Genomic DNA, 25,072 nt, shown 5'->3' on the forward strand with positions numbered 1-25,072 from the left:
TGTGGATCACAGCCGGACGGGCGGGGCCGGGAAATCCGGCGTGCGGGGCGCACGCCGGTGCGCTACCGTGCGGCGCATGTCGAGCCCCGAGTCAGCCGAGGTGGGGGCCGCCGGTCACGCCGTCGGCCCCCTGCACCCCTGACGCAGCACCCCTGAAGCACCGGACCACCGGACCCCTGGGCAACTGGCCGATCGGGCCACCGGGCCACCGGCCGACCGGTCCACCGCTTCACGGCCCCGGACCGCACCGGTCCGCCGTCAGCCGTGCCCCCGGGGGCCGACCGCGGTGACGAGACGTCGTCCTCTCGTACCTCTCCTCACCTCGGGGTCACTCGATGCCTCTCGCCCTGTATCCGCTCGCCCTGGCGGTCTTCGCCATGGGCACCTCCGAATTCATGCTCGCCGGGCTGCTGCCCGGCATCGCCGCCGGTCTCGATGTGGGGACCGGCACCGCGGGCGCGCTCACGTCGGCCTTCGCGGCCGGAATGGCCGTGGGCGCCCCGCTGATGGCCGCCCTCGCCCGCAACCGGCCGGGACGGTCCGGACTGCTCGTGTTCGTGCTGGTGTTCGCGGCGGCCCATGTCGTGGGCGCCCTCACCCCGAGCTTCGCGGTCCTGTGCGCCACCCGGGTCGTCGCGGCGTTCGCGAACGCCGGGTTCCTCGCCGTGGCGGTGACGACGGCGGCCGCGCTGGCCGGTCCCGACCGCAGGGGCCGCGCGCTGGCGGTGCTGCTGTCCGGGACGACGGTGGCCACGGTCGCCGGGGTCCCCGGCGGGGCACTGCTGGGCACGCTGCTCGGCTGGCGGGCCGTCTTCTGGGCGGTCGCGGCCCTCTGCCTGCCCGCGGCCCTGGGCATCCTCAAGGGGGTGCCCGCCGGGGCCGGGGCGGACGCGGGCGGCGGGCCCGGCCTGCGCGCGGAGCTGGCGCGGCTGCGCGACCCGCGCCTGCTCGCGACGCTGCTCCCGGCCGCGCTGGTGAACGCGGCGACGTTCGCGAGCTTCACCTTCCTCGCGCCCGTCGTCACCGGCACCGCCGGGCTCGGTGCGCGGTGGGTCCCGGTGGTGCTGGTGCTCTTCGGCGCCGGGTCCTTCGCGGGGGTCACCGCCGCCGGGCGGCTGTCCGACCGGCGGCCCGGTCCGCTCCTCGCGGTGGGCGGCCCGGCCCTGGCCTTCGGCTGGCCGGTGCTCGCCCTGTCGGCGGGCGAGCCGGCCGCCCTGCTCGTCCTCGTCCCCGTCCTGGGCGCGCTGTCGTTCGCGGTGGGCAGCACGCTGATCACCCGGGTCCTCTACGCGGCCTCGGGGGCGCCCACCATGGCCGGGGCGTACGCGACGGCGGCGCTCAACACCGGCGCCGCCACCGGCCCCCTCCTCGCCGCCCCCGCCCTCACCGGCCCGGCCGCCGACCTCGGACCGCTCTGGACGAGCGGCCTCCTCATGGCAGCCGCCCTGCTCGTCGCCTACCCGCTGCGCAGGAGCATCGTGGGCACCCGGGACGGGGAGGCGCGCTAGCCGGGGCCGCTACCGCCCGGTGTCCTCCGCGCCCGGCGCGGGGTCCGTGCGGCTGAGGAGGCGTTCGTGGCGCTGGCGGGCGGCCTGGGGGGTGGCGAGGCCGAGGCCGAAGGCGATCTCCGGCCAGGTCATGCCGCGTCCGCGGGCCATCGTGAGGAGTCCGGCCTCCAGTTCGTCCATCTCGGCGCGGGCGAGCGGCACGAGGCTCAGCGCGGCGGTGATGTCGGCGCGGTCGACCTCCGCCTCCCCGTCCTCGGGCAGCGCCGCGCCGCTGAGCAGGAACGACACCAGCCGGATCGCCTCGTGCGGGGCGAGCATCCCCGGGTGGATCTGCCGGCGGCGCTGCGCGTCCGTGGCGGCATGGCGTTCGGCGATGCGGAAGAGGGAGGCGTACGTACGACGGGCCCGCGCCTCCTCCGCGCTCGGGGGCTCGAAGGCGTCGGCGGGCTCGGTGGGTGCGTCGGGGCGCTGCGGGGTCGCGGGCATGTCGCCCATCATGGCGAGCAAACAGATTGTTGTCAATGATGTGTTGCCAACAGGAGGTGGGGTGCGGGGTGGGGTGCGGGCCGGGGCACCCATGGCGTGCGCGGGGCGCCGCCCCTACCGTGTGCGGATGGCCTTCCCGTCCTCCGCGACCGACCGTGCCGCGTTCGCCGAGCGCGTCCGCGGCGCGCTGGAGGGGTGCTGCCCGGACTCCCGGGCGGAGTTGGCCGGTTCGCTGGGGGCGGGCACGGCGGACGCCTTCAGCGACCTCGACATCCTCTGGGTGGTGCCGGACGGGCGGTTCCCGGACTGCTTGGAGCAGGCGGTGGCGGCGCTCGCGGCCGTGCAGCCGGTCGGGAGCGTGCGCCACGACCCCGACTTCCACCGCTCCGACCGGCGGCGGCTGCTGTTCGTCCGCTTCACCGGGGTGCCGTTGTTCTGGCGGCTCGACCTGGACGTCCGTACGGCCTCGGTGGCCGGTGACCCGGACTACGACACCGGCAACCCGGCGGCGCGCGCCCGGGAGGGCGAGTGGTCGCGGCCCGCCAGCGCGCTCGCCAACGCCCTCGGCGCGGTCAAGGCCGTCGCGCGCGGCCGGGACGCGGCGGCCCGCGGGCTGCTGGACCGCGGGTTCGCGCGGATCGGCGAGCCGGACCGGGCCACCGGCGCGTGGGTGGCGGACGTGGACCGGCTGGCGCGGGCCGCCGTACGGCACGAGCCGGACCTGGCGGACCTGGCCGCGCAGATCACCGCGCTGGCGGCCCGGCAGCTCGGCGGCACCTGACCGGGGGCGCGCCGGTCAGCCGGACAGCGGGGCGAGCGGGGCGCACAGCGCCGCCGGGAAGGCGGGCTCCACGCGGTGCACGTCCGCGCAGCCCCCGGCCCCGCCGTGGGCGACCGGCTGCCAGCCGGACTCCTGGGCCCGGAAGAACCAGCGGTCGCCCAGGTGGGAGTCGCAGCCGGGCTCGGAGGAGCCCGCGCACGCCGGTCCCGTGCGCCAGGTGAAGTCCAGGACCAGCCATCCGCCGTCGCAGTGCTCCGCGTTCCGGTACGTGTGCCGGGGCGCGTCCGCCGCGCGCAGCGCCTGTTCGTAGGAGGCGGCGGTGCAGCCGGTGGCCGGGGGGTGGCAGCCCTGTTCCCCGCAGAGCCGCAGCGCGGGCGGCCCGGCGCCGTCGGCGGTGAACTGCACACCGTTGTCGACGACCAGGGTCCGGCGGCCCAGCGGTTCGGGCAGCCGGACCCGGGTGGTGGCCGGGCTCTCCTCGGTGCAGCCGGAGGCCCGGTCCATGGACGGCGAGGAGAAGGTGATCTGCACCCGGACGGTGCGCGGCGCCGACTCGGTGACCTTCGCCTCCAGGTCGCGCACGCACGCCCGTCCGCCGCCGCTGGGCACGCGGGTGTCGAGCGTCAGGGTGCGGCCGTCGTCGGTGAGGCGGGCGCCGGTGACACCGGACGGCTGCATGGTGCCCCAGCCGAGGGACCCGGTGGCCGACGCCGCCGCCGTCCCGGGTCCCTGGGACGCCTGTGCCGCCGTCCGTGTCGCCGTCTCGGTTCCGCACGCGCCGAGCAGCAGCACGGCGGCGGCGCACCACCGGAGGGCGAGCGCGGCCGTCCGCCGTGGCCCCGGGCGCGGCGGAGCCGGGGAAGAGGGAGGTGCTGGTGACAGTGCGCGCAAGAGTCCCCGACTCCCCCCGTACGACGACGACTTCACGTCCGGCCGGGTCCCTTCCGCCCGTCTCCGGGTCCGGCCGCCGGGGTCAGTCAACACCGTGCGGCGGCCGGGCGTTCAGGTGGGGTCGAGCGGGGTGACGCCGGTGGCCGCGTACAGGCCGGGGTCCAGGGACAGCAGGGTCACGGGCTCGCCCGCCCGGACCGCCTGCCGGACGACGGCCGCGGCGTGGGCCACCGGCTCGGCCACGTCCGGCCAGTCCATCGCGTCGGTGGCGTGCGCGACGCCGAAGGGCACCTGCTCGGCGAACCGGAGCGAGGCGGCGTGCCGTCCGGCGCCCGGGGTGCGGCGCTCGGCGGCGAGGACCGCGAGGGAGGGGACGAGGACACGGCCGGTGCCGCGCGACGCCTCGATGTACAGGCCGGTGAGGAACGGGTCGGCCCGGTACAGCGCGGCCAGGGCGGTGTGGTCCAGTACGGCTGTCAGGTTCACGCGGCGGCGCCGGAGCCGCCCTGGTGGGCGCGGATCCTGGCCCAGGCGTCCTGCCCGGCCCGCTCCACCTGCTCGGTGTACTCGACGCCCAGCTCGCGGGCCGCCTCCAGCGCGCGCTGGCGCCGCTCGGCCTCCGTCAGCTCGCGGGCCGCGAGGTCTTCGAGCAGCTCGGTGATGGTGGTGCCGCGCTCCTCGGCGAGGGTGCGCAGCCGGTCGCGCACCTTCTCGCTGGTCTTGATGCTCGTCGGTCTGCTTGTCGGCTTGCCCGTCCGGGTCATACGGGGATTCTACCGCCGGTAGAACCGTCGGGACCAGGGATGGCCGAACATGATCGAACGCGCGTGCGTCGCGCTCCCGGCCGGGTGAGCGGGGCGCTCCCGGGCCCGGTGAGGACCTAGGATCGCCGCCATGCGGATCATCGTGATCGGGGCCACGGGAACCATCGGAGCGGCTGTCGCGGACGAGCTGTCGGCGCGGCACGACGTCGTACGCGCGGCGCGGCGCGGTGACGTACGGGTGGACATGGACGATCCCGCGTCGCTCGACGCGCTCTTCGACCGGGTGCCGGACGCGGACGCCGTCGTCTGCTGTGCGGCGAGCGGCCGGCTGACACCGCTGGGCGACCCGTCCGAGGCGGAGTTCCTGCACGGTCTGGAGGGCAAGCTGCTGGGCCAGGTGCGGCTGGTGCGGGCCGCGCTGGGGCGGCTGCGCGACCGCGGTTCGATCACGCTCACCAGCGGGTCCTTCCGGGTGTCCGGGCCCGGTATGGCGTTCGGGGCGCTGATCAACGCCGGGCTGGCGGGCTTCGTCGGCGCCGCCGCGCTGGAGACGCCGCGCGGGATCCGGCTGAACGGCGTGAGCCCGGGATGGGTCGCGGAGACCCTGGAGAAGATGGGCGCGGACGGCACGGGCGGTGTCCGGGTCGCCGAGCTGGCCCGCGTCTACGCGGACCTCGTCGAGGGCGACGCGCACGGGCTGGTGGTCGAGCCCGACGGCAAGCCCGCGCTGTAGGCCCCGGCGGGCACCGGCCCGCCGCGCGGCCGGGGCGGGACACGCGTTCCGGGCGGGGCGGAGGGCACGGGGGGAGGCGGTCCCCCGCACACCGCCCGGAACGCGGGCACGGTGGGGCGGCGGGCCGTCAGCCGGTGACGCCCGCCACCCGGGCCGACCACTTGTCGAGCACCGCCTGGGAGTCGGCGCGGGTCGCGCCCTCGGCCCAGATGCGGGTGACGGCCTGCGCGGCGTCGGGCACGACCAGCGCCCAGCTGCCGTCGGGCTCGACGATGCGCAGCCCGTCGAGCGTGGTGTCCAGGACGTGGTCGCCCTTGCTCTCGGCCATGGTCCGCATGACGGCGCCCTTCACCGACCAGGGCGTGGCGATCTCCCGTTGCAGGACGTGGTCCTGCGGTATCCCCGCGTCCAGTTCGCTGAACCGGTGCGGCGACTGCGCGAGGTGGGCGACGAGGTGCACGAAGGCGGCCGGGGCGTCCAGCGGCGCGGCGCCGCCGGGCACGATGTAGCCGCCGTGCCCGTCCCCGGCCAGGATCGTGTCGGGGGCGGCGGCCGCCTCGGCCAGCGCGGCCGGTGAGGTGCCCACCCGGTGGACGCGGGCGCCGTGGCGCGCGGCCAGCGTCTCGGCCGTACGGGAGACCGTGACGGGCAGCACGATCCGGCCTCTTCCGTGGTGCCGGGCCGCCAGGGAGGCGTGGATGAGGACGGCGCGGCCGTCGTCGACCGGCTCGCCCCGGTCGTCGACGAGGACGAGGCGTTCGCCGACCGGGTCGAGGCGCACCCCGAGGTCGGCGCCCGCGGCGCGCACCGTCGCGCCGAGCCGGGCCAGCGCGTCCGCGCGTTCGCCGTCGGTCTCGGTGGGCCGCGTCTCGTCCGGTCCGGCGTCGGTGAGCAGCGCGTCCAGGGAGAGCCGTCCGATGAGTTCGGTCAGGACGCGGCCGGTGGTGCCGTGCGCGGCGTCCACGACGACCCGCAGCCCCGAGGCGGCGATGCGCCGCCGGTCCAGGTGCTCGGTGAGCGAGTCGGCGTAGGTGTCGAGCACCCCGGCGGGGTGGGTGACGGTGCCGATCTCGCCGGGGAAGGCCCGGCGGTACTCCTGGCGCGCGTAGACGCGGTCGAGCCTGCGTTTGGCGGCCTCGGTGACGTCGGCGCCGTGCGGGTCGAGGAAGAGGATCTCGACCGAGTCGGGTTCGCCGGGCACGGTGCGCACGTAGATGCCGCCGACCGCCGCGAGCCGGGTCTGCTGGCGCAGTACGGGCAGGGGCGCGGTCTCCAGGTCGCGTACGTGGACGGCGGCGGCCTGGAGCGCGGCGGCCACACCGTGGGCCAGGGCGCGGGCCCCGCGGGAGTGGTCGGCGGCCAGGGCGACGACGTCGCCCTTCTTGATGGTGGTGGCGTACGCGGCGGCGAGGCGCACCGCGAGTTCCGGGGTGATGTCGACGTTGAGGATGCCCTCGACGCCGCGGCGGCCGAACAGCTGGGCCTGGCCGCGGGTCTCCCGGACGACGGAGGTGTTGACGCAGGCGGCGTCCTCGACGGTCTTGGACGGATAGATCCGGACACCGGAGGCGATGATCGCGTGCTCCCCGATGGTGCAGTCGTCGCCGACGACCACGCCGGGTTCGAGGCGGGCGCCGCGCATGATGTCGCTGCCCCGGCCGACGACGGCGGCGTGCAGGGCGGCGCCGGGGCCGACGTAGACGTTGTCGTGGAGCACGGCCGCGTCCAGGAGGCTGTGGGCGCCGACGACCGCGCCGCGGCCGACGACCGAGTGGCCGCGGATCTCGGCCTTCTCGCCGATACGGGCGTAGGCGCCGATGTGCAGGGGCGGGGTGAGGACGGCGTCCGGGTGGATCTCGGCGCCCTCGCCCACCCGGATGCCGGGGGCGAGTTCGAAGCCGGCCGGGTCGGTGCGCACGGTGCCGTCCAGGACGTCGGTCTGCGCCTTGAGGTAGCTGTCGTGGCTGCCGATGTCCTCCCAGTAGCCGTCGGCGACGTACCCGTACAGCGGCAGGCCCTCGGCGAGCAGGCGGGGGAAGACGTCGCCGGACCAGTCGACGGCGGTGTCCGGGGCGACGTGGTCGAGGATGTCGGGCCGCATGATGTAGATGCCGGTGTTGACGGTGTCCGTGAACACCTGGCCCCAGGTGGGCTTCTCCAGGAACCGTTCGACGCGCCCCTGTTCGTCCAGGACGGTGATGCCGAACTCCAGCGGGTCGGGGACGCGGGTGAGGACGACGGTGACCAGCGCGTCGTTGTCCTGGTGGCTGCGGATGGCGGCGCCGAGGTCGATGTCGGTCAGGGCGTCGCCGGAGATGACGACGAAGGGCTCGCCCGCCAGCGCGTCGGCGGCGTTCCTGACGCTGCCGGCCGTGCCGAGCGGCTGGTCCTCGTGGGCGTAGGTGATCCGCATGCCGAGGTCGGTGCCGTCGCCGAAGTGGTTCTCGACGAGGGTGGCGAGGAACTGGACGGTGACGACGACATCGTCGATGCCGTGCCGGCCGAGCAGGCGCAGGACGTGTTCCATGACGGGGCGGTCGGCCACGGGCAGGAGGGGTTTCGGCAGGCTGGAGGTGAGGGGACGCAGGCGAGTGCCTTCACCTCCGGCCATCACGACGGCTTTCACGGCGCTGGCTCCTTCTTCAGCGTGTTCCGCGGCGAGGGGCGGAGGGACGACGGTCGGGCTCGGGGGGGGCGGGGTGCTGCGGGGCGGGCCGCGCCACGGCTCCGCGCGGCGGGCGCGGAGCCGTGGCGGGCCGCGGTCTCAGCGGGGCTCGGGACCGATGACCCAGTTCTCGCGGACCGGGACGGTGTGCAGGTACTGCTCGTTGACGAAGTTCTTGTAGTCGGCCTCGACGTCGGCCTGTTCGGCGGAGAGCAGCGCGTCGGCCATGGCCTCGGCGCTGTCGAACCAGATGTGGTAGGCGGCGTCGAAGGGCGGCTCGCTGATGCCGTACCAGGAGTCGCGGGTGAAGGACTGGTGGTAGCGGGTCACACCCGGGACGCGGGTGACCAGCGGGGCGTGGGTCTCGCGGCTGTGGCGGCGGAACGCGTCGCGGCTCAGGCCCTCGCGGCGCTTGGCCAGCAGCAGCAGCTTGACGCCCGGCTGGACGGCGGCGGCGCCGGTGCCCGGGACGACGACCTCGGTGTCGGTGTCGAGCACGACGGTGCGCCAGAACGCGGCCCAGCGGGGCTCGTCCAGCCGGGCGCCCTCCAGGAACTCGGGGGTCTGGAGGGAGGCCAGCTGCTCCTCCTCGTTCTCCAGCCAGATCTCGGCGACGCCGTCCCACAGCGGCGGCCGTCCGCCGGGGTGCGGCACGGTGGTGTCCACCGCGTACTTCCTGATCTGGGGGATCTTCGCGGCGTACCGTACGGCGTGCTCCTGCACCCAGTAGCGGTGGAACTCCTCGGTGCTCATGCCGGGCCGGGGGGCGGCGAAGATCAGTTGGTGGATCACGGCTGTTCCTCTCGTGTCGGGGGACCGCGCGGCGGCGGCGCCCGCGGGGTGGGTCAGACCTTGTAGCGGGACTTCACGTCGTCGGCGAACCCGAGGTAGTCCCGCAGCGGCCACACCTGCTCGAACTCCAGGTACTCCCGCATGGGGAGCCGGCCCAGGGCGGTGCGGTCGAGTTCCTCGGCGTCGGGCGAGTCGATGATGGCGATCACACGTTTCTGGGCCGCCACCTTCCAGATGCCGACGCAGAAGCCGGAGTCGACGGTCTCCTGGGCGTGTTCGGCCTCCTCCTGCTCGATCTCCCAGAGCTCGTCGAGGGTGATGCGGCCTTCGTGCTTCCACTTCATCTGGACGTAGAAGAGCATGTTTCTCCTCCGGTTCCGCGGCGCGTGCTCAGGCGCGGGCGGCCAGTTCGCCGGTGAGGGCGTGGCCGGCGCCGAACACGTCGGTGGCGATGTCGAGGGGTGTCTTGCCGTCGTGGCCGGTCAGGTCGGTGCGGGCACCGGCGGCGAGCAGCACGCGCGCGCACTCCTCGTAGCCGTGCCACAGGGCGTCGTGCAGGGGGGTGTAGCCGTTGGTGGCGCCCTGGAAGTCCAGGTCGGTGCCGGGGGTGCCGACGAGGACGCGGGTGATGTCGGCGTGGCCGTTGTAGACGGCCTTGTGCAGGGGCACGGCGCCGAAGGTGGGCTCGACGGCGTTGACGTCGGCACCGGCGTCCAGCAGGGCCCGGACGATCTCGGTGTGGCCGTCGCGGGCGGCCACCAGGAGGGCCGTGTGGGCGTCGTTGAAGCCGTTGACGACCGGGTAGCGCTGCTCGGTGTCGGCGCCCTCGTCGAGCAGGGCCCGGACCGCGACCGTGTCGCCCTCGGTGGTGGCCGCGATCAGCCGGTGCGCCGCCCGGCCGTCCTCGTCGTCCTTCAGGCGCTCCTTGATGAGCCGGTCGGCGGCGAGCATCTTGTCCTTGCCGCGCGTGTTGACGTTCAGCTCGTACTCGAAGTGCTCGCGCAGCGAGAACCCGTAGTGCGTGGAGAGGTTGAGCCCAGCGTTCTGCTCCAGCAGATAGCGCACGACGTCCGGCCACTTGTACCAGAGGGCGTCCATCAGCGGGGTGTGGCCGGTCGTCGGGGCGACGGCGTCGACGAAGGCACCGGCCTCGACGAGGGTGCGCACGGTGGCGAGGTCGCCGTTCTGGACGGCCTTGTGCAGGGCGGTGCCGCCGGCCCGGCTGTCGGCGGAGTACACGTCGCCGCCCGCCTCCAGCAGCACGGCGACGGTCTTCGCGTCGCCCAGCCCGGCCGCCGTCTGAAGCACCGTCAGGCCGCTTTCCGCGTCCCGGTGGTTGGCGTCGGCACCGTCCCGCAGCAGGGTGCGGACCGCGTCGGTCTCCCGGCCACGGACGGCGGCCAGCAGCCGGTCGCCGATGTCGGAGCGGAACATGGCCACTTCGGCGGAGGCGTCGAAGAACGCCTTCCAGTGGTGGACGAGTCCGTCGTCGCCGACGGTGAGCAGCATGGAGAACTCGAAGGACACCTCGAATTCCGTGGCCCGGTGCCGGATGCGCTGGAAGTTGACGACGAACGCCCGGTCGTCCTCCACGAGGATCTCGCGGTTCTCGAACTCGGTGACGTCGGCGAAGGCACCGCGCAGCCGGAACGCCTCGGCGACCTCGTCCTTGCCGCGCCACACCCCGAGGTTGGGGATGGCCGAGGTGAACTCGTTGGCGGGCAGGTCGAAGACGATGTCGGGCGCGATGGCGTCCATCACCCCCTGGACGTTGCCGCTCGCGACATCGGCGAACAGGCGGGTGACGACGGCACGTGTGCGTGCGGAACGGGACACGGGAAGCCTCCGTGGATGGCGGTTCGGGACGGTGGTGCGGGGAAGGCACCGGACGGCCGTGCGGTCCGGGCGTGTGTCTCCAGCGTCATACGTTTCTCCCGTCGGCGCCCAGAGCCGGGGGCCGGGCCGGGGAGTTCTGGGTAAGTCGACGGAGTGTCCGCGGCGCCGGAACCGGCGGTGCCCGGCGAGTGCGCGGCCGGGCGCGGGGACGGCTCAGGCCGTCCGGGACACGGGCCGGGTGCCCAGCAGGTCGAAGAGATACGCGGCCGACACCATCGTCATGTGGTGGTGCCAGCCGCGGAAGGAGCGGCCCTCGAAGTCGCGCAGGCCGAAGTCCTCCTCCAGGACGCGGAGATCGGCCTGGCTGCGGCGGTGCAGCCGGAGCCGGTCCATGACGTCGGCGATGCTCCGGTCGGTCAGGTTGGTCAGCCAGAACCGCACGGGGATCCCGCGCGGGGACAGTCCGCTCAGCAGCCGTACCGGCTCCGCCGCCGGATCGTCCCCGGCCAGGCGCACCGAGGAGGACACCACGTTCAGCCGGCGGCCCGTCTCCTCCTCGGCGCCGCGGCCCCCGTGCAGCACGCGGAAGTGCTCGACCGCGGTGGCCAGGCACTCCCGGGCGCGGCTGCCCGCCGAGCTGGTGCGCACACTGACGCCGTCGAGCACGTTCAGCGAGCCGTCCACCTCCAGCGCGTACGGCATGCCCCGCCCGGTCAGGGCGCAGATGAGGTGGGCCGCGTCCTCGACGTGCCGCAGGTCGCCGACGACGGGGGCGGGGGTCGCGCCCCAGCCGGCCGTCATCTGGGTGAGCATCGCCAGCAGTTCGCGCCCCTCGGGGTCGGCCCGCGCACCGGGCGGCAGGTACGCGGACTGGCGCAGCTCGGGGTCCTCCAGCCAGCGCGGGGGCAGCAGCAGCCGCCAGTTCACCGGGATGCTGCCGGCGTCGGTGGCCAGCGAGACGGTGGCCCCGATCTGGCAGTTGACCATCCGGCCCGCCTCGGGCAGGAACCTGCGGGCCACCCCGACCGACCGCTCGCCGCGCTTGGGGATCGCGGTCCGGCCGAGCACCCAGGCCCCCGGCGTGCCCAGCGACTCGGCGTACCGGACCAGCCGGGCGCGGACCGGGTCCCAGTCCCAGGGGCTCTGGTTGATGAACTGCTGGAGCGACTGGTGGGCGGGGAGGTAGAGGATGTCCTCGGAGATCCGGCGGATCGACTTCTTCCCCTCCACCAGCAGCAGGCCCCGCAGATAGACCTCGGCCCAGCGGCGCTGGTCGACGCGGGGCATGGAGGCGAAGACCTCACCGGCGAACTGTGCGATGGCATCCCTGGTGACGACGGTTGATGACACGGACATCTGGACCCCCGTTGAGGCGTGTGGAACCAGGTAGAGGTGCGGGACGGGCCGCCGGGCGCGCGCCTACCGCGCGGTCATGGGCACATGGGCGTCGTCGGCGACGCCGCGGCGGGTCGTGGTGCGCCGGTCCTCGATGTCGGACCAGTTCGTGCCGTACATGTCCCGTACGGTGACGGGGTCGCGCAGCAGGTCGTGCGGGTAGCCGAGGTCGATGCGGCTGAGCCGGTCGAGCCGGTCGAGGTGGTCGGCGCTCAGGGTGACGTCGGCGCAGCCGAGGGTGTCCTTGATCTGGTGCTCCTTGGTGGCGCCGAGAATGGGGATCACCACGCCGGGCCGGCTGCGCAGCCAGGCCAGGGCGACCTGGGCCGGGCTCCAGCCGCCCTCGGCGGCGACGGCGACGACCTCCTTGACGAGGGTGTCGGTGCCGGGCGCGCTGTTGTGGTCGCGCGGCGCCACGGTGAGCCGGCCGTCGCCGCCGGTGAGGTACTTGCCGGTGAGCAGTCCCTCGGACAGCGCGCCCCAGGCCAGCACCGGCAGGTCGAACTGGCGGGCCATGGGCAGCAGATCGCGCTCGGGGCCGCGTTCGAGCAGGTTGTAGCGGATCTGGAGGGCGGCGAAGGGCGACCAGCCGCGCAGCTCGGCCAGGGTGTTGGCCTGGGCGACCTCCCAGGCGGGCCAGTTGGCGATGCCCACGTAGTGGATCTTCCCGGCGCGCACCTGGTCGTCCAGGGTGCGCATGATCTCCGGTACGGGGGTGAGCGTGTCGTGGGCGTGCACCCACAGCAGGTCGATGTAGTCGGTCTGCAGGCGGCGCAGGCTGGCCTCGATGGAGGAGACCAGGTTCTTGCGGTGGTTGCCCGCGGAGTTGATGTCGGTGGGGTCGGTCTGGAGGGTGTACTTGGTGGTGAGCACGTACCGGTCGCGGCGGCCGCGCAGCAGTTCGCCGAGGAACTTCTCGGAGGTGCCGCCGGTGTAGTGGTCGGCGGTGTCGATCAGGTTGCCGCCGGCCTCCTCGTACAGGCCGAGGATGCGGGCGCTGGTCTCCTTGGGAGCGCCCCAGCCCCACTCCTCTCCGAACGTGACGGTGCCCAGGGCCAGTTCGGACACGCGCAGGCCGGTCCTGCCGAGCACGGTGTATCGCATGGGTATGGGTCCTCCGTATCGAGGTTTCTTCGGGCTTCGGGGACTTCGGGGTGCCGTCGATGTGTCGCGCGGTCGCGCCGCGGCGTGCGGCCCGGTGGGCTAGCCGGCCGCCGCCTGTTCCGCGGGCTGCCGGGAGACGACCGGGCTGAGCTGGTCGTACAGCTCGATGAGTTCGCCGGCCGGTCCCTTGACGAAGGCGACGCGGACCTCGACCTCCGGTTCGCCGTTGAGGACGACGGTGACGGGGTCGCCCGGCCACTCGTCGAGCGGGAACGCCTGCCCGCCCGCGGTGAGGCAGCGGCGGTACGCCTCGTCCACGTCGGGGACGACGAGGGCGATGTGCTGGAGCGGGCCGCCGGAGGAGTCGGTGCCGGGGGTGCCGCCGGGGAACAGCTCGATGTACGTGGAGCCGTCGAGTTCGATGTAGACGCCGCGCCCGGAGTAGATGGCCTGGCAGGGGCAGCCGGCCTTGGCGGACCGGGTCCACTCGTAGGTGCGGGCGAAGCCGAGGCCGTCGCGGTAGAAGCGCAGCGAGGCGTCGATGTCGGGGCAGACGAGGGCCACGTGCATGAGGGTGGCCGCGCCGGGCGGCCGGGAGTAGCGGGTTGTCATGGTGTGTGTCTCCCTGGAGGGCGTGCGGGTGGGGGTGTCAGCCGAGTACGGGCCAGTCGTGGCGCAGCCAGTCGGCGAGCCGGGCGGGCAGCCCGGCGGCGTCGGCGGCGGACGCGGTGAGCGCGATGTGCCCGTCGGGGCGGACCAGCACGGCGTGCGGCAGGCCCTCGGCGGTGGCGACGGCCAGCGGGGTGGGCGACGCGGCGGCGGCCCGCTCGGCGGCGGCGGTGTCCGTGCCGGACGGCAGCACCAGCGACCAGCCCAGGCCCGGGGCCATGCCGGGCCGCGGGGGCATGCGTTCGCCCGCGGCCGGCTTGGGGCCCTGGGGGCTGCCGTAGACGATGGAGAGCTGGGCGAGCCGCTGCGCCAGCCAGGCGCGGGCCTCGGGGATCTTGCCGACCGCGGACAGTACGTCGTTGCGCAGCCGCATGCTGTCGGGGTTGTCCATGGTGGAGATGTCGTGCAGCTGGTTGGCGAAGGCGAGCAGGCCCTGCGCCATGGGGCGCCGTTCGCTGTCGTAGGTGTGCAGCAGGGCCGGGGAGGCGGTGCCGTCGAGCACGGCCGCGAGCTTCCAGGCCAGGTTGAAGGCGTCCTGGAGGCCGGTGTTCATGCCCTGGGCGCCCACCGGGCTGTGCACGTGCGCCGCGTCGCCGACCAGGAAGACGGGCCCGGTGCCGAAGGTGTCGGCGAGACGGTGGCTCACCCGCCAGGTGGAGGCCATCCTGAGGTCCTTGACCTTGGCACCGGCGGCGGAGGGGCCGCGGGTGTCCAGCAGGTGCTGCACCGCCTCCAGGTCGGGGGTGGGGGTGTCGTCGTCGACGAGGGCGACGACGCGGTAGGTGTCGCCCTGGAGGTGGGAGACGGCGAGCAGTCCGGCGGGCGAGAAGAAGAACGAGATCTCGCCCTCGGGGCCCGACCACTCCATGGAGAACTCGATGAGCGCGAAGTTCTGCGGCCGGTCGTGGCCGGTGAAGGCGATGCCGGACTTCTGCCGGACGGTGCTGTGCAGTCCGTCGCAGCCCACCGCGTAGCGGGCGCGGATCGCGCGCACCTCGCCGGTCTCGTCATCGGTGACCAGGGCGTTCACCCCGGGGAACAGCTCGCCGAGGTCGAGCAGGGTGTGGCGGCGGTACACCCGGCCGCCGAGCGCCCCGAGCCGCTCCTCCAGGACCTCCTCGGTGGTCTGCTGGGGCACGGCGAGGACGAACGGGTAGGGGGTGTCCAGCTCGTTGAAGGGCGTCGTGAGCACCTGGCGCTCGCCGTCGCGCACGGTGAAGGAGTCGCCGGGGCGGCCGAGGGCGACCAGCGGTTCGGCCGCGCCGATCGCCGCCAGGGACTCCAGGGTGCGGGCGTGGACGGCCGCCGCGCGGGAGTGCACGGCGGTGGAGGCGGCCCGGTCGATGACGACGTGGTCCACCCCCAGGGTGCGCAGGGCGCAGGCCAGCGCGAGTCCGGTCGGACCGGCTCCGACGATGAGGACGTCGGTGGTGCTGGGCAGGGGCGAACTGGCTCCGGAATTCGGCATGATGACTCCAGGATCGAGCGCGGGAACGTGCCCTCTCGTGTCGCCCGGACCACGTCCGGGGAATTCCGCGGAATGCGACCGCGGGCACGGAGCGGGGCGATGACGGTGTGACGTCGGCGTCGGCCTGATGCGGCGGCGGACGTCGTCAAGTATCAAAGGCGTTGGGACGCCTGGGCAATGCGGACTGTACGAAGTAGGCGAGGTGCCGCTGTGACCTTCTGCATAGGCGCCGAATGATCACTTCCGGTCACCGCAATGGTCCGCTCAAACATTTCCGGCGCGTATGCGGCGACTCAACTCTGTCGCGCCGCCGCGGCGTTCGGTCCCGCGGGCCCTATGCGGCCTGGGCTCCGGCCGGTCCGGCCGCGCAGACGGCCAGGCAGGCGGCGACGAAGTCGTCGAGGTGGGGCCCGGGGTGCGCCTCGCGGGGCCAGGCCACGCCGACCTGGCTGGGGCTGACCCCGGTGACCGGCCGGTAGACGAGGTCGGGGCGCTGGTAGAAGCGGGCGGTGGCCTCCGGGGTGAGGCTGACCCCGCGGCCGTGGGCCACCGCGTTCAGCCACTCGTCCGGGTTGTGCGCGATGGCGCCGATCCGTACGGGGTGGCCCTCGCGTTCCTCGGCGGCGAGCCAGTACTCGCGCCACCAGCCGGAGGCTTCCGGGGTGGCGACGAACGGCTCGTCGTACAGCTCGCTGAAGGGCACCTCGGCATGGGCGGCCAGGCGGTGACCGGCCGGCAGCGCGATCCAGCGGGGTTCGGTGAGGAGGATCCTGACGTGCAGCTCCTGCTGGCCGGGGAAGGGCAGCCGCAGGAGTGCGGCGTCGGCGTCCCCGGTGACCAGGCCCGCGGTGGGGTCGGACCACTCGGTCTGCCGCAGTTCGACCCGCCAGTCGGGGCGGCGCCGGGTGAACTCCGCGATGATCTCCTGGGTCTTCTCGTTGGCGGCGCTGGCGACGAAGCCGACGCGCAGCACCCGCGCGGAGGTCGTGGCGGCGCGGCGCGCGCAGCGCAGCGACCGGTCCCAGCCGCGCAGCAGTTCCAGGACTTCGTCGGCCAGGGCGCGTCCGGCGGGGGTGAGTTCCATTCCCGAACGGCTGCGGACGAACAGTTCAAGGCCCAGGTTCGATTCCAGTTGCTTGATCTGCTTGGTGAGCGACGGCTGGGCGATGAACAGCCGTTGCGCGGCCCTGGTCAGGTTTCCCTCCTCCGCCACCGCGTTGAAGTAGCGGAGGAGCCTGGTATCGATATCCATGAAGGCAGGCTATGAAAGCGGGTATTGGACGGTCCACGGGCCGGGGCGGAAACATTGTCACTACGTCAGGAGGACGGCGGCAGAGCCGGAATCCGAACTCGGTGAAGGAATGATTCCCATGGCTTTCGACATCTCCCTCGGCATCAACGGCTCCACCACCGTCGTCCGTCTGGAGGGCGAGCTGAACGACCGCGAGGTGCAGAGCCTGCGCCGGGTCGTCGACCAGGCGGTCGCCCAGGGCCCGCGCCGGCTCGTGGTGGACGTGCACGCGCTGGACGCGCTGGTCCCGGCGGGGCTGCGCTGCCTGGCCTTCGCCCAGCAGCACCTGCCGGCCACCTCGCACATCGTGATCGAGGGGGCGTCGCCGGTCCTGCACGACCGGTTCCGGCTGGCCGGTCTGGACCGGTCGATGACCATCGTCGTGCGGGACGAGCAGCTCGTGGGTGTCTGAGGCCGCGTGCGGCCCTGCCGCGCGGTGGTCGCGGGAGCGGTCCGGCCGATCCGGCCGGGGTGCGTGGTTCCTGGTGCCGGGGTGCCCGGCAGCGGTGACCGAGCACCCCGGCCGGATCCGGCGGTACGGTCCCGGGCGGCCCGGACGTACGGGAGGGCGGGACCCCTTCGAGAGGGGTCCCGCCCTGAGGGGGGCGTACGGTCAGGCGGCCGGGGCGGACACGGGCGCGGGCGCGGGCGCGGCCACGAGGAGTACGGCCGCGTGGGCGCCGACGCCCACCCGGTCGTCGTCGAGCGGCGGTTCGGCGCCCGGCTCGTGCGCGGCGCGGTGCGGGGCGCGCGAGGTGTCGGCGAACAGGTGCCAGCGCAGTCCGGCCGGGGCCGGCGGCACCAGCACCGCGCGGTCCGCGCCGCCGGTGTTGACCGCGAGGTACACGCAGTCCGGTACGGTCCCGTCGCCGCCGTGGGCGTACAGCAGGGCGGCGAGCAGGGTGGAGGACTCGGACCAGTCGGGCCGCCCGGGGAGGTCACCGTGCCAGCTGACCGGCGGGTACGGGTGGCCCTGCGGGGTGCGGCCGTCCGGGTGGTCCGGGCGGCGCAGCACCGGGTGGGCGCGGCGGAAGGCCAGGCAGCGGCGGGTGAACAGCTCCCGGCCGCGGTCCTCGGCGCGCCGGGTCCAGTCGACCCAGCCCCGCGGGGTGTCCTGGCTGTAGGCGTTGTTGTTGCCGTGCTGGGTGCGGCCGAACTCGTCGCCCGCGAGCAGCATGGGCACGCCCTGGCTGGCGCCGAGCAGCAGCAGGGCGGTGGTGGCCAGCCGGTCGCGCAGGGCCAGGACGCCCGGGTCGTCGGTGGGTCCCTCGTGGCCGCAGTTCCAGCTGTCCTCGTCGGGGATGCCGTCCTGGCCGCCTTCGCCGTTGGCCTCGTTGTGCCGGTGGTCGTAGGCGGTCCAGTCGGCGAGGGTGAGCCCGTCGTGGCAGGTGATGTAGTTGACGGACGGGGTGGCGCCGCGGCCCGGGTACAGGTCGGGCGAGCCGACCAGGCGGGTCGCGAACTCGGCGACCGAGCCGGGCCTGCCGAGCAGCAACCGGCGGACCGCGTCGCGGTAGCGCATGTTCCACTCGCCCCAGCGGTGGTGGTGCGGGAAGGTGCCGACCTGGTAGCTGCCCGCCGCGTCGGTGGCCTCCGCGATCAGCTTGCAGTGGGCCAGCACCGGATCGTGGGCGATGGCCTCGGGCAGCGGCGGGTTGGCCAGCAGCGCGCCGTCCGTGCCGCGGGCCAGGATGGAGGCCATGTCGAAGCGGAAGCCGTCCACGCGGTACTCGGTGGCCCAGTACCGCAGGCAGTCCAGGACGAAGGCCCGGGTGCGGGGGTGGTTGCAGTTGACGGTGTTGCCGGTCGCCGTGAGGTTGACGTAGCGGTCCTCGTCGTCGAGCAGGTAGAACCCGGCCTCGTCCAGCGCCCGGAAGGACAGCGTGGGGCCGCGCCGGTCCCCTTCGGCGGTGTGGTTGAACACGACGTCGAGGATCACCTCGATGCCCGCCCGGTGCAGCGCCTTGACCAGGTCCTTGAGTTCGCGGGCGGGCGCTCCGGGCGCCTGGTCGGTGGCGTAGGCGGCCTTGGGCGCGTAGAAGGCCACGGTGTTGTAGCCCCACAGGTTGCGCAGCGGCTCGCCGGTGGCGGGTGAGACATAGGTGTTGTCCGTCTCGTCGAACTCGCACACGGGAAGCAGCTCGACGCAGTTCACGCCGAGCTGCCGCAGGTGGGGGATCTTCTCCTGGAGTCCCCGGTAGGTGCCGGGGTGGGCGACCCCCGAGGAGGGGTCGCGGGTGTAGCCGCGCACATGTGTCTCGTAGACGACGAGTTCGTCCAGGGGGATGCCGGGGCGGCGGTCGCCCGTCCAGTCGTAGGTGTCCGGGGCCAGCGCGGACCGGTACGACGGCCGCCGCCCCCAGGGCCCGGCCCCGGCGAGGTGGCGCGCGCGGGGGTCGAGGACGGGGGCGGACAGGCTGCCTCGGGCGTCCCGCACCCGGTAGGCGTAGTGGGTGCGGGCCGGGTCGAGGCCGCGTACGGTCATGGTGAAGACGGTGCCGACGCGGTGCTCGGCGGGGAAGTCGATCTCGGTGCGGACGGAGCCGTCGTCCGGGTCGAACAGGACCAGCCGCAGACCGGCGGCGGTCGCGGCCGGCACGGCGAAGTTGACGCCGCCGGGGACCGGGGTCGCGCCGGCGGGCTGCGGGGTTCCGGGGCCGACGGAGAGCCGGGGCAGCGCCGGCCGCAGGATCGTGGCGGGCATCTCCCGTCACCGCCCCGCCGGCCGGACCCGGGCCCGTATCCGCAGCTCTTCGGCGCTGTCGGGCAGCCGGATGCTCATGCTCTCGGCGTCGAAGTCGTCGTAGGGCGCGCCGTCGATCAGCACCCGGTCCAGGACGATGCGGCCGGCCGGGAACACGTCGGGGGACACGCGCAGCCTGCCGCCGGGGAAGGAGGCGTGCGGGTGGGTGCGGAAGTACAGCTCCAGCGGCTCCTCGTTGATGAGCAGCCGGGTGTAGATCTCGGCGAGGTAGCACAGTTCGGCCTTGTGGTACATGGCCATGGCGTGGCTGCCCTTGAGGCGTTCGTTGCCGACCAGGAACGGCAGCCCCTGGGCGAGCACGGTGAAGAACACCCCGCCCTCGTCGTGGTCGAGGAAGAAGGAGTTGTAGAACGCGGAGGACTCGCGGGCGTGTCGCAGGAAGTCCTCGCGGCCGGTGCCGCCCGCCAGGATGAGATAGGCGAGGATGGCCTGCTCCTGCTGCCACCAGGTCTTGCGGTCGTGCCAGGCGAAGCGGTGCCGGCCGTTCTCCGCGGCGCGCTGCACGACGTCGTACCAGCCGCCGCGCCGGGAGTCGCGGCCGACCTCGGGCATGGTGGCGCCCAGGTGTTCGGCCAGGGCCAGGTACTCGCGCTTGGGCAGGGTGCCCTGCATCCGCATCAGGTTCCAGGCGATCTTCAGGTTGTGCCCGACGACGGCGCGGTCCTGCTGCCAGCCCCATTCCGTGTCCGGGGTCCAGTCCGCGTGGAAGCGCTCCTGCACGAACGGGCTGGAGCGGTCCGGCATATGGGTGACGATCATGTCGAAGGTGTGCTCCAGCATGCGCCGGTGGCGTTCCTCGCCGGTGGCCAGGAACAGGTTGAGCAGATAGGCGGGCGCGTGGTCGCCGACGGAGTTCCAGTTCTTGCGCGCCCGGTTGGGGCCGAGGCTCTCGTGGTACGGGCTGAAGGTGACCGGGTCGATGTGCGAGTAGTAGCCGCCGAGCTTCGGGTCGTGGAAGTGCTTCTCGAAGAGGCGGACCGTGCCCTCGATGTCGGCGAGGTAGTCGGGGTTGCCGGTGACCCGGTAGGTCTGGGTCAGGCCGACCAGGGCGTAGATCTGCTCGTAGGCGGGGATGGCCCGGTAGTCGTCGCCGAACTCCGAGGCGAACAGCTGGTGTTCGCGGCCCTGCGCGATCTCCACGCCGTGGTACCAGTACACGACGTCCTCGTCGGCGTCCACGAACCGCATGTGGTCGTGCAGGTACTGGGATCCGGCGTCGGCGACGGCGAGGGCGTCCTCGTCGCCGGTGAGCAGATAGGTGCTGGCCATGCCGTAGACCAGGCGGGAGATGGTGTCCGTCTCCTGGACCTGGACGTCGGTCTTGCCGCCGCTGCCGCTGATCACGGTGCGGTAGTCGCCGAAGTCGACCGGGCCGTCCCCGAACTGCGAGCGGCGGTAGAAGGTGGCCAGCTCGCGCAGTTGCTCCGTCCACCAGCCGGACCGCTCGAACGGCCAGGAGCCGTCGTCCTCGTTGACGAACACCAGCTGGGCCGCCTGGTAGTGCAGGCCCTCCTCCTCGGAGTAGACGGGCCCGTAGCAGAACACGAACCGGCCGGGGGTGAGCAGTTCGCGCATCCGGCCGGTGACGTCGTGGTACGGCTGCCCGAGGTTGCGCAGGTGCTGCGCGCTGGTGGTCTCGGTGAGGTGGATGGTGACGCGCCGCCCGTCCAGGGTCGTCAGGTCGGCGCTTCCTCCGGTGCGCGCGGTGACGTATCCGGCGACGCTGTCGGAGAAGGTGAAGGGAAGTCGAGTGGCCACCGTGGGTGCTCCTGGGAGTCCGGGGGAACGGTCGGAGGGAGTCGGGGGGGGGGCGGGGCGGCGGTGCGGGACGGCAGGGGACGGTGCGGCACGGTCCGGGGTCAGGCGGCGGCCTCGGCGACCGGGTCGATCAGGTCGATGACGGTCCTGGCCAGCAGGTGGCACTGCTCGACGGTGCGGGTGGTGACCAGGTCGCCGTCGACGACCACGTCCTGGTCGGTGTAGCGGGCGCCCATGTTGCGCACGTCGCCGACCAGGTTGTTGTGGCAGGTGACGTCGCGGCCGGCCACCAGGTCGGGGGCGGCCGACACCAGCCACAGGGCGTGGCAGGAGAACGCCTTGACGAGGGTGGGCAGCCGGAAGGCGCGGCGCATCAGGTCGAGTGCGGGGGCGGGCCGGTTCACGTCCTCGCTGTAGCGCAGCCGGTCGGCGACGTGCCCGGAGGGGACGATCAGCGCGGAGTAGCCGGCGAGCCGGGCGTAGTCCAGCTCCTCCAGGTCGTCGCTGACCGTGAGCGGGGCGCGCTGCTCATGGCCGGTGAAGGTCAGCGAGGACTGGCCCCACAGCCGGGACAGCAGCACGACCTCGGCGCCTTCCTCGCCGAACCGCCGCCGGTAGTAGGAGATCTCGTCCTCGACGTAGTCGCTCTCGGCGAGGATCCCTATGCGGCGGCCGTCCAGCCGCCGGGGCGAGAGCGGGAGGCTCGTGGTCATCGGTTCTCATTCCTTGGGTGGAGGCGGGCGGGGGTGAGGCACGCCGGGTCCGGCGGGCGGGGCCCGGCGCCGGGTGTACGGCGCCGGGCCCCGGCCGGGCCGGTGCGGGGGCCGGGTCAGGCTCCGGCGAGTGCGGGCTGGGCGGCGGGCGGGAGCGTGGCGACGGCCGTTTCCGGGGCGACGGCCGTTTCCGGGGCAGTGGGAGCGGTGACGGCGGGAGCGGTGGCGGCGGCCGGTGCCGTGGCGGGTTCCGGGTGCACGGTCAGGGTGCGCAGGCGCGGGGTGCCCTGCTGGAGGACCAGCCACCAGGTCTGGCGGACCGGGTCGCGGCCGGGGCCGCCCGGCAGCGCGCAGCTCACCTCGGCGTGCACGGGCGAGGACAGGTGCACCTCCAGCGGGGTGGCGGCGAAGTCCCCGCCGGTGAGCGGGAGTCGCTGTCCCGCGGTGTGCCAGGCCGTGAACTCCTCGGCGCCGCGCACCACATGGTGCGGCAGCTCCAGCCGCAGCCCGTTGGCCAGGTGCGGCACCAGCTCGGCGGCCGGCGCCCCGGCGCACAGGGCGGTGTGCCAGTCGCGGACGAACGCCTCGGCGGCGGCGGCCGTCAGGGCGCGGGCGCCCTCTCGTCGGGTCATGCGGAGGTCTCCTTGTGAACGGGACGGAACAAGACGGGCGGGACGTACATGACAGCCATGACGTGACGGACGTGACGTGACCGATATGACGGGCATGGCGGACGGCGGTCCGGATCGTCTCAGTCGATGACGAGGTCGATCAGGTACGGGCCCTGGTGCGCCCACATCTCCTCGATCGCGCTCGCCACCTCGTCCGCCTTCTCCACGCGCCGGGCGGGCACACCGAGGGCGCGGGCCAGGTCGGCGAAGCCGATGTCGGGGCGGGTGAGGTCGAAGGAGCCGGGCGCGTCGTGCGGGGCGATGCCCAGCTCGCCCCAGTACTGCGCGATGTTGAGGTCGAGCAGCCGGTAGCGGCCGTTGTTGCAGATCACGAACTTGGCGTCGATGTCCTCGCGGGCCGCGGTCCACAGCGCCTGGATGGTGTACATGCTGCCGCCGTCCCCGGTGAAGGCGATCACCGGCAGCTCGGGGCGGGCCAGTTTGATGCCGAGGGCGCCGGGGATGCCGACCCCGAGCGAGCCGCCCCGGGTCTGGAAGAAGCGGCCCGGCTCGCGCGGCGGCAGATGGCGGGCGAGGGGTCCGGAGGCGGTCAGGGCCTCGTCGAAGACGGTCAGCCCTTCGGGCGCGCGGGCGGCCAGGGTCCGGGCGAAGACGTCCATCAGCGACGCGTCGGCTTCCGGTGCGGGCGCCGGAGCCGGAGCAGCCGACGCCGGTGTCCGGGTGCGGGCCCGCTCCGGGAGCCGGGCCGCCCGGTCGGCCGAGCCGGGTCCGGCCGGCCCGTCCGGGCCCAGTTCCGCGGCGAGCGCGGCCAGGGCGAGCCGGGGATCGGCGACGAGTCCGAGGTCGACGGGGAAGTTCTTCGCGATCTCGTACGCGTCGAGGTCGATGTGCACGATCCTCGCGCCGGGGTCGAAGGGGCTGTCCAGGTCGGGGAAGACCTCGGGGAAGACATAGGTGCCCACGATCAGGACGGCGTCGGCCCCGGCCACCACCTTGGCGCTGTCCTTGCCGAACATGTGCCCCGTCTGGCCCCCGTACAGCGGGTGGGTGGTGTCGAAGTTGACCTCGGAGCAGTTCACGCCCCACACGGGGGCGCCCAACCGCTCGGCGACATCGGTCAGTTCGCGCTGGGCTCCGCTGGCGGCGACGCCGTCGCCCATCAGGATCAGCGGGTTGCGGGCCGGGCCGAGGAGCCGGGCGGCCTCGCGCACCGCCTGCGGGGCCGGGACGCTGCGGGTGTCGGGCACGGAGGTCGGCACGGCCGGCTCCGAGGTCAGCTCGTCCATGATGTCGGCGGGCAGGACGACGACGACCGGGCCGAGCGGCGGTGTCATGGCGGTCTTGACGGCGCGGCGCAGCACGCGCAGCGTCGAGCGGACGTCGGTGACCCGGGTGGCGTACTTGGTGACGGGCCGGGCCATCGCCACCAGGTCGGCGGCCATCTGGCCGTCCATGGCGTCGTAGCGGATGCCCGCCTCGCCGACCAGGACGACCAGGGGCGATCCGCCGCGTCTGGCCTGGTAGAGCATGCCGATGCCGTTGCCCAGGCCCACGCCGCTGTGCAGCTGGACCAGGGCGGGGCGGCGGCCGGCGCGGGCGTACCCGTCGGCCATGCCGACGGCCGCGCCCTCGTGCAGCGCCAGGACGTAGGTCAGGTCGTGGCGTTCCAGCTCGTCCAGGAAGCCCTGTTCCACGGTTCCCGGGTTGCCGAACATGTGGGAGATGCCGTCGGCGGCGAGCTGCTCGAAGAGGGCGGCCTTGGCGGGCCTCGCGGACATGGGATTTCCTTTCCTGGGCGGGGAGTCGCGCTGCGGGGGTGGACGCGGTGGCTACCAGCCGTAGCGGCGCAGTCCGTCCTCCAGGACCTCCACCAGCTTCCGGCCGCCGAGTTCGGAGTCGGGCGTGGAGCGCGCGGTGACGAAGGGGTGGTCGACGATGACGGACGTCTCCTTGCCGACGTTGCCGTGGAAGGCGCCGTCGGGGCCGGTCGCGTCGCGCAGGATGTACTCCAGCGGGTACGGCGGCGGGCCCATGTTGAACTCGACGCCGATGAAGCCGGTGCCGTCCTTGTAGTCGTACTCCTTGGGGTGGCCGGTGACGTGCTTGCCCCACAGCAGGCTCGTGCGGCTCTCCAGGTCCCGCGCGAAGGCGAGGACGGCGACGCCGTAGCACTCGGCGAGGATGGGCTTGTCGGCGGCGACGAAGCCCAGGACGACCTCGTGCAGGCGCTCGTTGTTGGCGAGGTCGACGATGGGTCCGCTGCCGCCGACGATGACCAGGGCGTCGAAGCCGGAGACCAGGTCGGTCAGGGCGGAGTCGAGACGGCGGTGGTAGTCCTCGACCTCCCTGAGGTGGTTGAGGGCGCTGTAGTAGGGGCGCTCGGGCACCAGGCTCTGCAGGCTCAGCGGGTTGTCGAGCCGGTCGGACGCGTCGAGTTCCGCGGCCCGGCGGGCCATGTCCCGGGTGGTCACCGAGCGGCCGAGCGGCGGGTCGATGTAGTCGGCGTCCAGGCTCGGCGGCAGCGCCTGCGCGCGCTTTCCGGTGGGCGTCATGAAAGTGACCTGATATCCGCGGGCGTCGAATGCCTCGACGGGCCCCACGAGTTCCTCCCCCCAATATCCGTACTCGGACAGGACGACAAGTATCCGCTTGGACACGAATTCCTCCACGATGATGCGCGCCGGATTTCCAGCGGCGGTGCCTGATATCTGGAACGTATTTCTCCAGACGGACCATCCGAGTACAACGCGGGGTGTGCGAGCGGGGCAAGGCACCGGCTGCGGTGCGCGACAACTTGTCGAAGTCAACCGAATACGTGCAGG

23 protein-coding genes are annotated in these 25,072 nt (G+C 73.6%); 4 read left to right on the plus strand and 19 right to left on the minus strand.

Translation table 11 applies throughout. From position 1 onward, the window contains the following. The first annotated feature begins 335 nt into the window (after positions 1 to 335). Positions 336 to 1,508, plus strand: a complete 1,173-nt coding sequence (locus ACWDYF_RS12075; protein WP_389465301.1) for a Cmx/CmrA family chloramphenicol efflux MFS transporter — start codon at positions 336 to 338, stop codon at positions 1,506 to 1,508. Positions 1,509 to 1,517: 9 nt separating this feature from the next. Here the strand turns inward: ACWDYF_RS12075 and ACWDYF_RS12080 are convergent, their stop codons facing one another. Next, positions 1,518 to 1,994, minus strand: a complete 477-nt coding sequence (locus ACWDYF_RS12080) for a DNA-binding protein (RefSeq protein WP_389465297.1) — start codon at positions 1,992 to 1,994, stop codon at positions 1,518 to 1,520. Between the two features lie 127 nt (positions 1,995 to 2,121). Between ACWDYF_RS12080 and ACWDYF_RS12085 the strand changes: the two genes are divergently transcribed. Further along, positions 2,122 to 2,775 (plus strand): hypothetical protein, encoded by a 654-nt coding sequence (locus tag ACWDYF_RS12085; protein WP_389465294.1) that lies wholly within the window; start codon positions 2,122 to 2,124, stop codon positions 2,773 to 2,775. A gap of 15 nt (positions 2,776 to 2,790) precedes the next feature. On the opposite strand, the gene ACWDYF_RS12090 is transcribed toward ACWDYF_RS12085, so the two are convergent. The 3 genes from ACWDYF_RS12090 to ACWDYF_RS12100 form a co-directional block, all read right to left on the minus strand. Then, complete coding sequence (locus tag ACWDYF_RS12090; RefSeq protein WP_389465291.1) at positions 2,791 to 3,567, minus strand: hypothetical protein; 777 nt, start codon at positions 3,565 to 3,567, stop codon at positions 2,791 to 2,793. A 210-nt stretch (positions 3,568 to 3,777) separates the two neighbouring features. After that, the gene (locus tag ACWDYF_RS12095) at positions 3,778 to 4,152 is read right to left on the minus strand and encodes a PIN domain-containing protein (RefSeq protein ID WP_389465288.1); all 375 of its coding nucleotides are present in this window, start codon (positions 4,150 to 4,152) and stop codon (positions 3,778 to 3,780) included. After that, positions 4,149 to 4,430, minus strand: coding sequence for a hypothetical protein (locus ACWDYF_RS12100; protein ID WP_381742115.1), 282 nt, complete (start codon positions 4,428 to 4,430; stop codon positions 4,149 to 4,151). Before ACWDYF_RS12100 ends, ACWDYF_RS12095 begins: the two co-directional genes overlap by 4 nt. A 130-nt stretch (positions 4,431 to 4,560) precedes the next feature. Between ACWDYF_RS12100 and ACWDYF_RS12105 the strand changes: the two genes are divergently transcribed. Then, positions 4,561 to 5,163 (plus strand): short chain dehydrogenase, encoded by a 603-nt coding sequence (locus ACWDYF_RS12105; protein WP_389465284.1) that lies wholly within the window; start codon positions 4,561 to 4,563, stop codon positions 5,161 to 5,163. Between the two features lie 127 nt (positions 5,164 to 5,290). Here the strand turns inward: ACWDYF_RS12105 and ACWDYF_RS12110 are convergent, their stop codons facing one another. The 9 genes from ACWDYF_RS12110 to ACWDYF_RS12150 all read right to left on the minus strand — a co-directional run bounded on the left by ACWDYF_RS12110 (position 5,291) and on the right by ACWDYF_RS12150 (position 16,344). Further along, a complete protein-coding gene (locus tag ACWDYF_RS12110) occupies positions 5,291 to 7,789 on the minus strand; it encodes a sugar phosphate nucleotidyltransferase (protein WP_389465281.1) in 2,499 nt (832 codons plus the stop codon). A gap of 138 nt (positions 7,790 to 7,927) precedes the next feature. Next, positions 7,928 to 8,620 (minus strand): EthD domain-containing protein, encoded by a 693-nt coding sequence (locus tag ACWDYF_RS12115; RefSeq protein WP_381742109.1) that lies wholly within the window; start codon positions 8,618 to 8,620, stop codon positions 7,928 to 7,930. 53 nt (positions 8,621 to 8,673) lie between these two features. Further along, the gene (locus ACWDYF_RS12120) at positions 8,674 to 8,982 is read right to left on the minus strand and encodes a muconolactone Delta-isomerase family protein (protein WP_018565393.1); all 309 of its coding nucleotides are present in this window, start codon (positions 8,980 to 8,982) and stop codon (positions 8,674 to 8,676) included. A gap of 28 nt (positions 8,983 to 9,010) precedes the next feature. After that, positions 9,011 to 10,456, minus strand: coding sequence for an ankyrin repeat domain-containing protein (locus tag ACWDYF_RS12125; protein ID WP_389465276.1), 1,446 nt, complete (start codon positions 10,454 to 10,456; stop codon positions 9,011 to 9,013). 213 nt (positions 10,457 to 10,669) lie between these two features. Continuing rightward, on the minus strand, positions 10,670 to 11,812 hold the full coding sequence (locus tag ACWDYF_RS12130) for an IS701 family transposase (protein WP_026252129.1): 1,143 nt from the start codon (positions 11,810 to 11,812) through the stop codon (positions 10,670 to 10,672). 63 nt (positions 11,813 to 11,875) lie between these two features. Next, entirely contained in the window at positions 11,876 to 12,955 is a 1,080-nt protein-coding gene (locus ACWDYF_RS12135; RefSeq protein ID WP_389465273.1) for an aldo/keto reductase, read from the minus strand. Between the two features lie 99 nt (positions 12,956 to 13,054). After that, on the minus strand, positions 13,055 to 13,567 hold the full coding sequence (locus tag ACWDYF_RS12140; protein WP_018565397.1) for a VOC family protein: 513 nt from the start codon (positions 13,565 to 13,567) through the stop codon (positions 13,055 to 13,057). Between the two features lie 37 nt (positions 13,568 to 13,604). Further along, the gene (locus ACWDYF_RS12145; protein ID WP_389465269.1) at positions 13,605 to 15,092 is read right to left on the minus strand and encodes an FAD-dependent monooxygenase; all 1,488 of its coding nucleotides are present in this window, start codon (positions 15,090 to 15,092) and stop codon (positions 13,605 to 13,607) included. Between the two features lie 334 nt (positions 15,093 to 15,426). Continuing rightward, positions 15,427 to 16,344, minus strand: a complete 918-nt coding sequence (locus tag ACWDYF_RS12150; protein WP_389465266.1) for a LysR family transcriptional regulator — start codon at positions 16,342 to 16,344, stop codon at positions 15,427 to 15,429. 118 nt (positions 16,345 to 16,462) lie between these two features. Between ACWDYF_RS12150 and ACWDYF_RS12155 the strand changes: the two genes are divergently transcribed. Next, complete coding sequence (locus tag ACWDYF_RS12155) at positions 16,463 to 16,795, plus strand: STAS domain-containing protein (protein ID WP_381742099.1); 333 nt, start codon at positions 16,463 to 16,465, stop codon at positions 16,793 to 16,795. A gap of 201 nt (positions 16,796 to 16,996) precedes the next feature. Here ACWDYF_RS12155 and ACWDYF_RS12160 read toward each other — a convergent pair whose 3' ends face one another. The 6 genes from ACWDYF_RS12160 to ACWDYF_RS12185 all read right to left on the minus strand — a co-directional run bounded on the left by ACWDYF_RS12160 (position 16,997) and on the right by ACWDYF_RS12185 (position 24,907). Next, positions 16,997 to 19,087 carry a glycogen debranching protein gene (locus ACWDYF_RS12160; protein ID WP_389465262.1) on the minus strand — a complete coding sequence of 697 codons (2,091 nt, stop codon included), beginning with the start codon at positions 19,085 to 19,087 and terminating at the stop codon, positions 16,997 to 16,999. 6 nt (positions 19,088 to 19,093) lie between these two features. Continuing rightward, positions 19,094 to 20,905, minus strand: coding sequence for an AGE family epimerase/isomerase (locus tag ACWDYF_RS12165; RefSeq protein ID WP_389465259.1), 1,812 nt, complete (start codon positions 20,903 to 20,905; stop codon positions 19,094 to 19,096). Positions 20,906 to 21,006: 101 nt separating this feature from the next. After that, a complete protein-coding gene (locus tag ACWDYF_RS12170; protein ID WP_037892193.1) occupies positions 21,007 to 21,618 on the minus strand; it encodes a DJ-1/PfpI family protein in 612 nt (203 codons plus the stop codon). A gap of 116 nt (positions 21,619 to 21,734) precedes the next feature. After that, positions 21,735 to 22,250, minus strand: a complete 516-nt coding sequence (locus ACWDYF_RS12175; protein ID WP_389465256.1) for a hypothetical protein — start codon at positions 22,248 to 22,250, stop codon at positions 21,735 to 21,737. A 119-nt stretch (positions 22,251 to 22,369) separates the two neighbouring features. Further along, positions 22,370 to 24,028: a thiamine pyrophosphate-binding protein gene (locus tag ACWDYF_RS12180; protein WP_389465253.1), complete on the minus strand. Its 1,659-nt coding sequence runs from the start codon at positions 24,026 to 24,028 to the stop codon at positions 22,370 to 22,372. A 51-nt stretch (positions 24,029 to 24,079) separates the two neighbouring features. Continuing rightward, positions 24,080 to 24,907 carry a type 1 glutamine amidotransferase domain-containing protein gene (locus tag ACWDYF_RS12185; RefSeq protein WP_381742091.1) on the minus strand — a complete coding sequence of 276 codons (828 nt, stop codon included), beginning with the start codon at positions 24,905 to 24,907 and terminating at the stop codon, positions 24,080 to 24,082. Positions 24,908 to 25,072 lie beyond the last annotated feature (165 nt).

This window comes from Streptomyces sp. NPDC003284 (assembly GCF_053589675.1).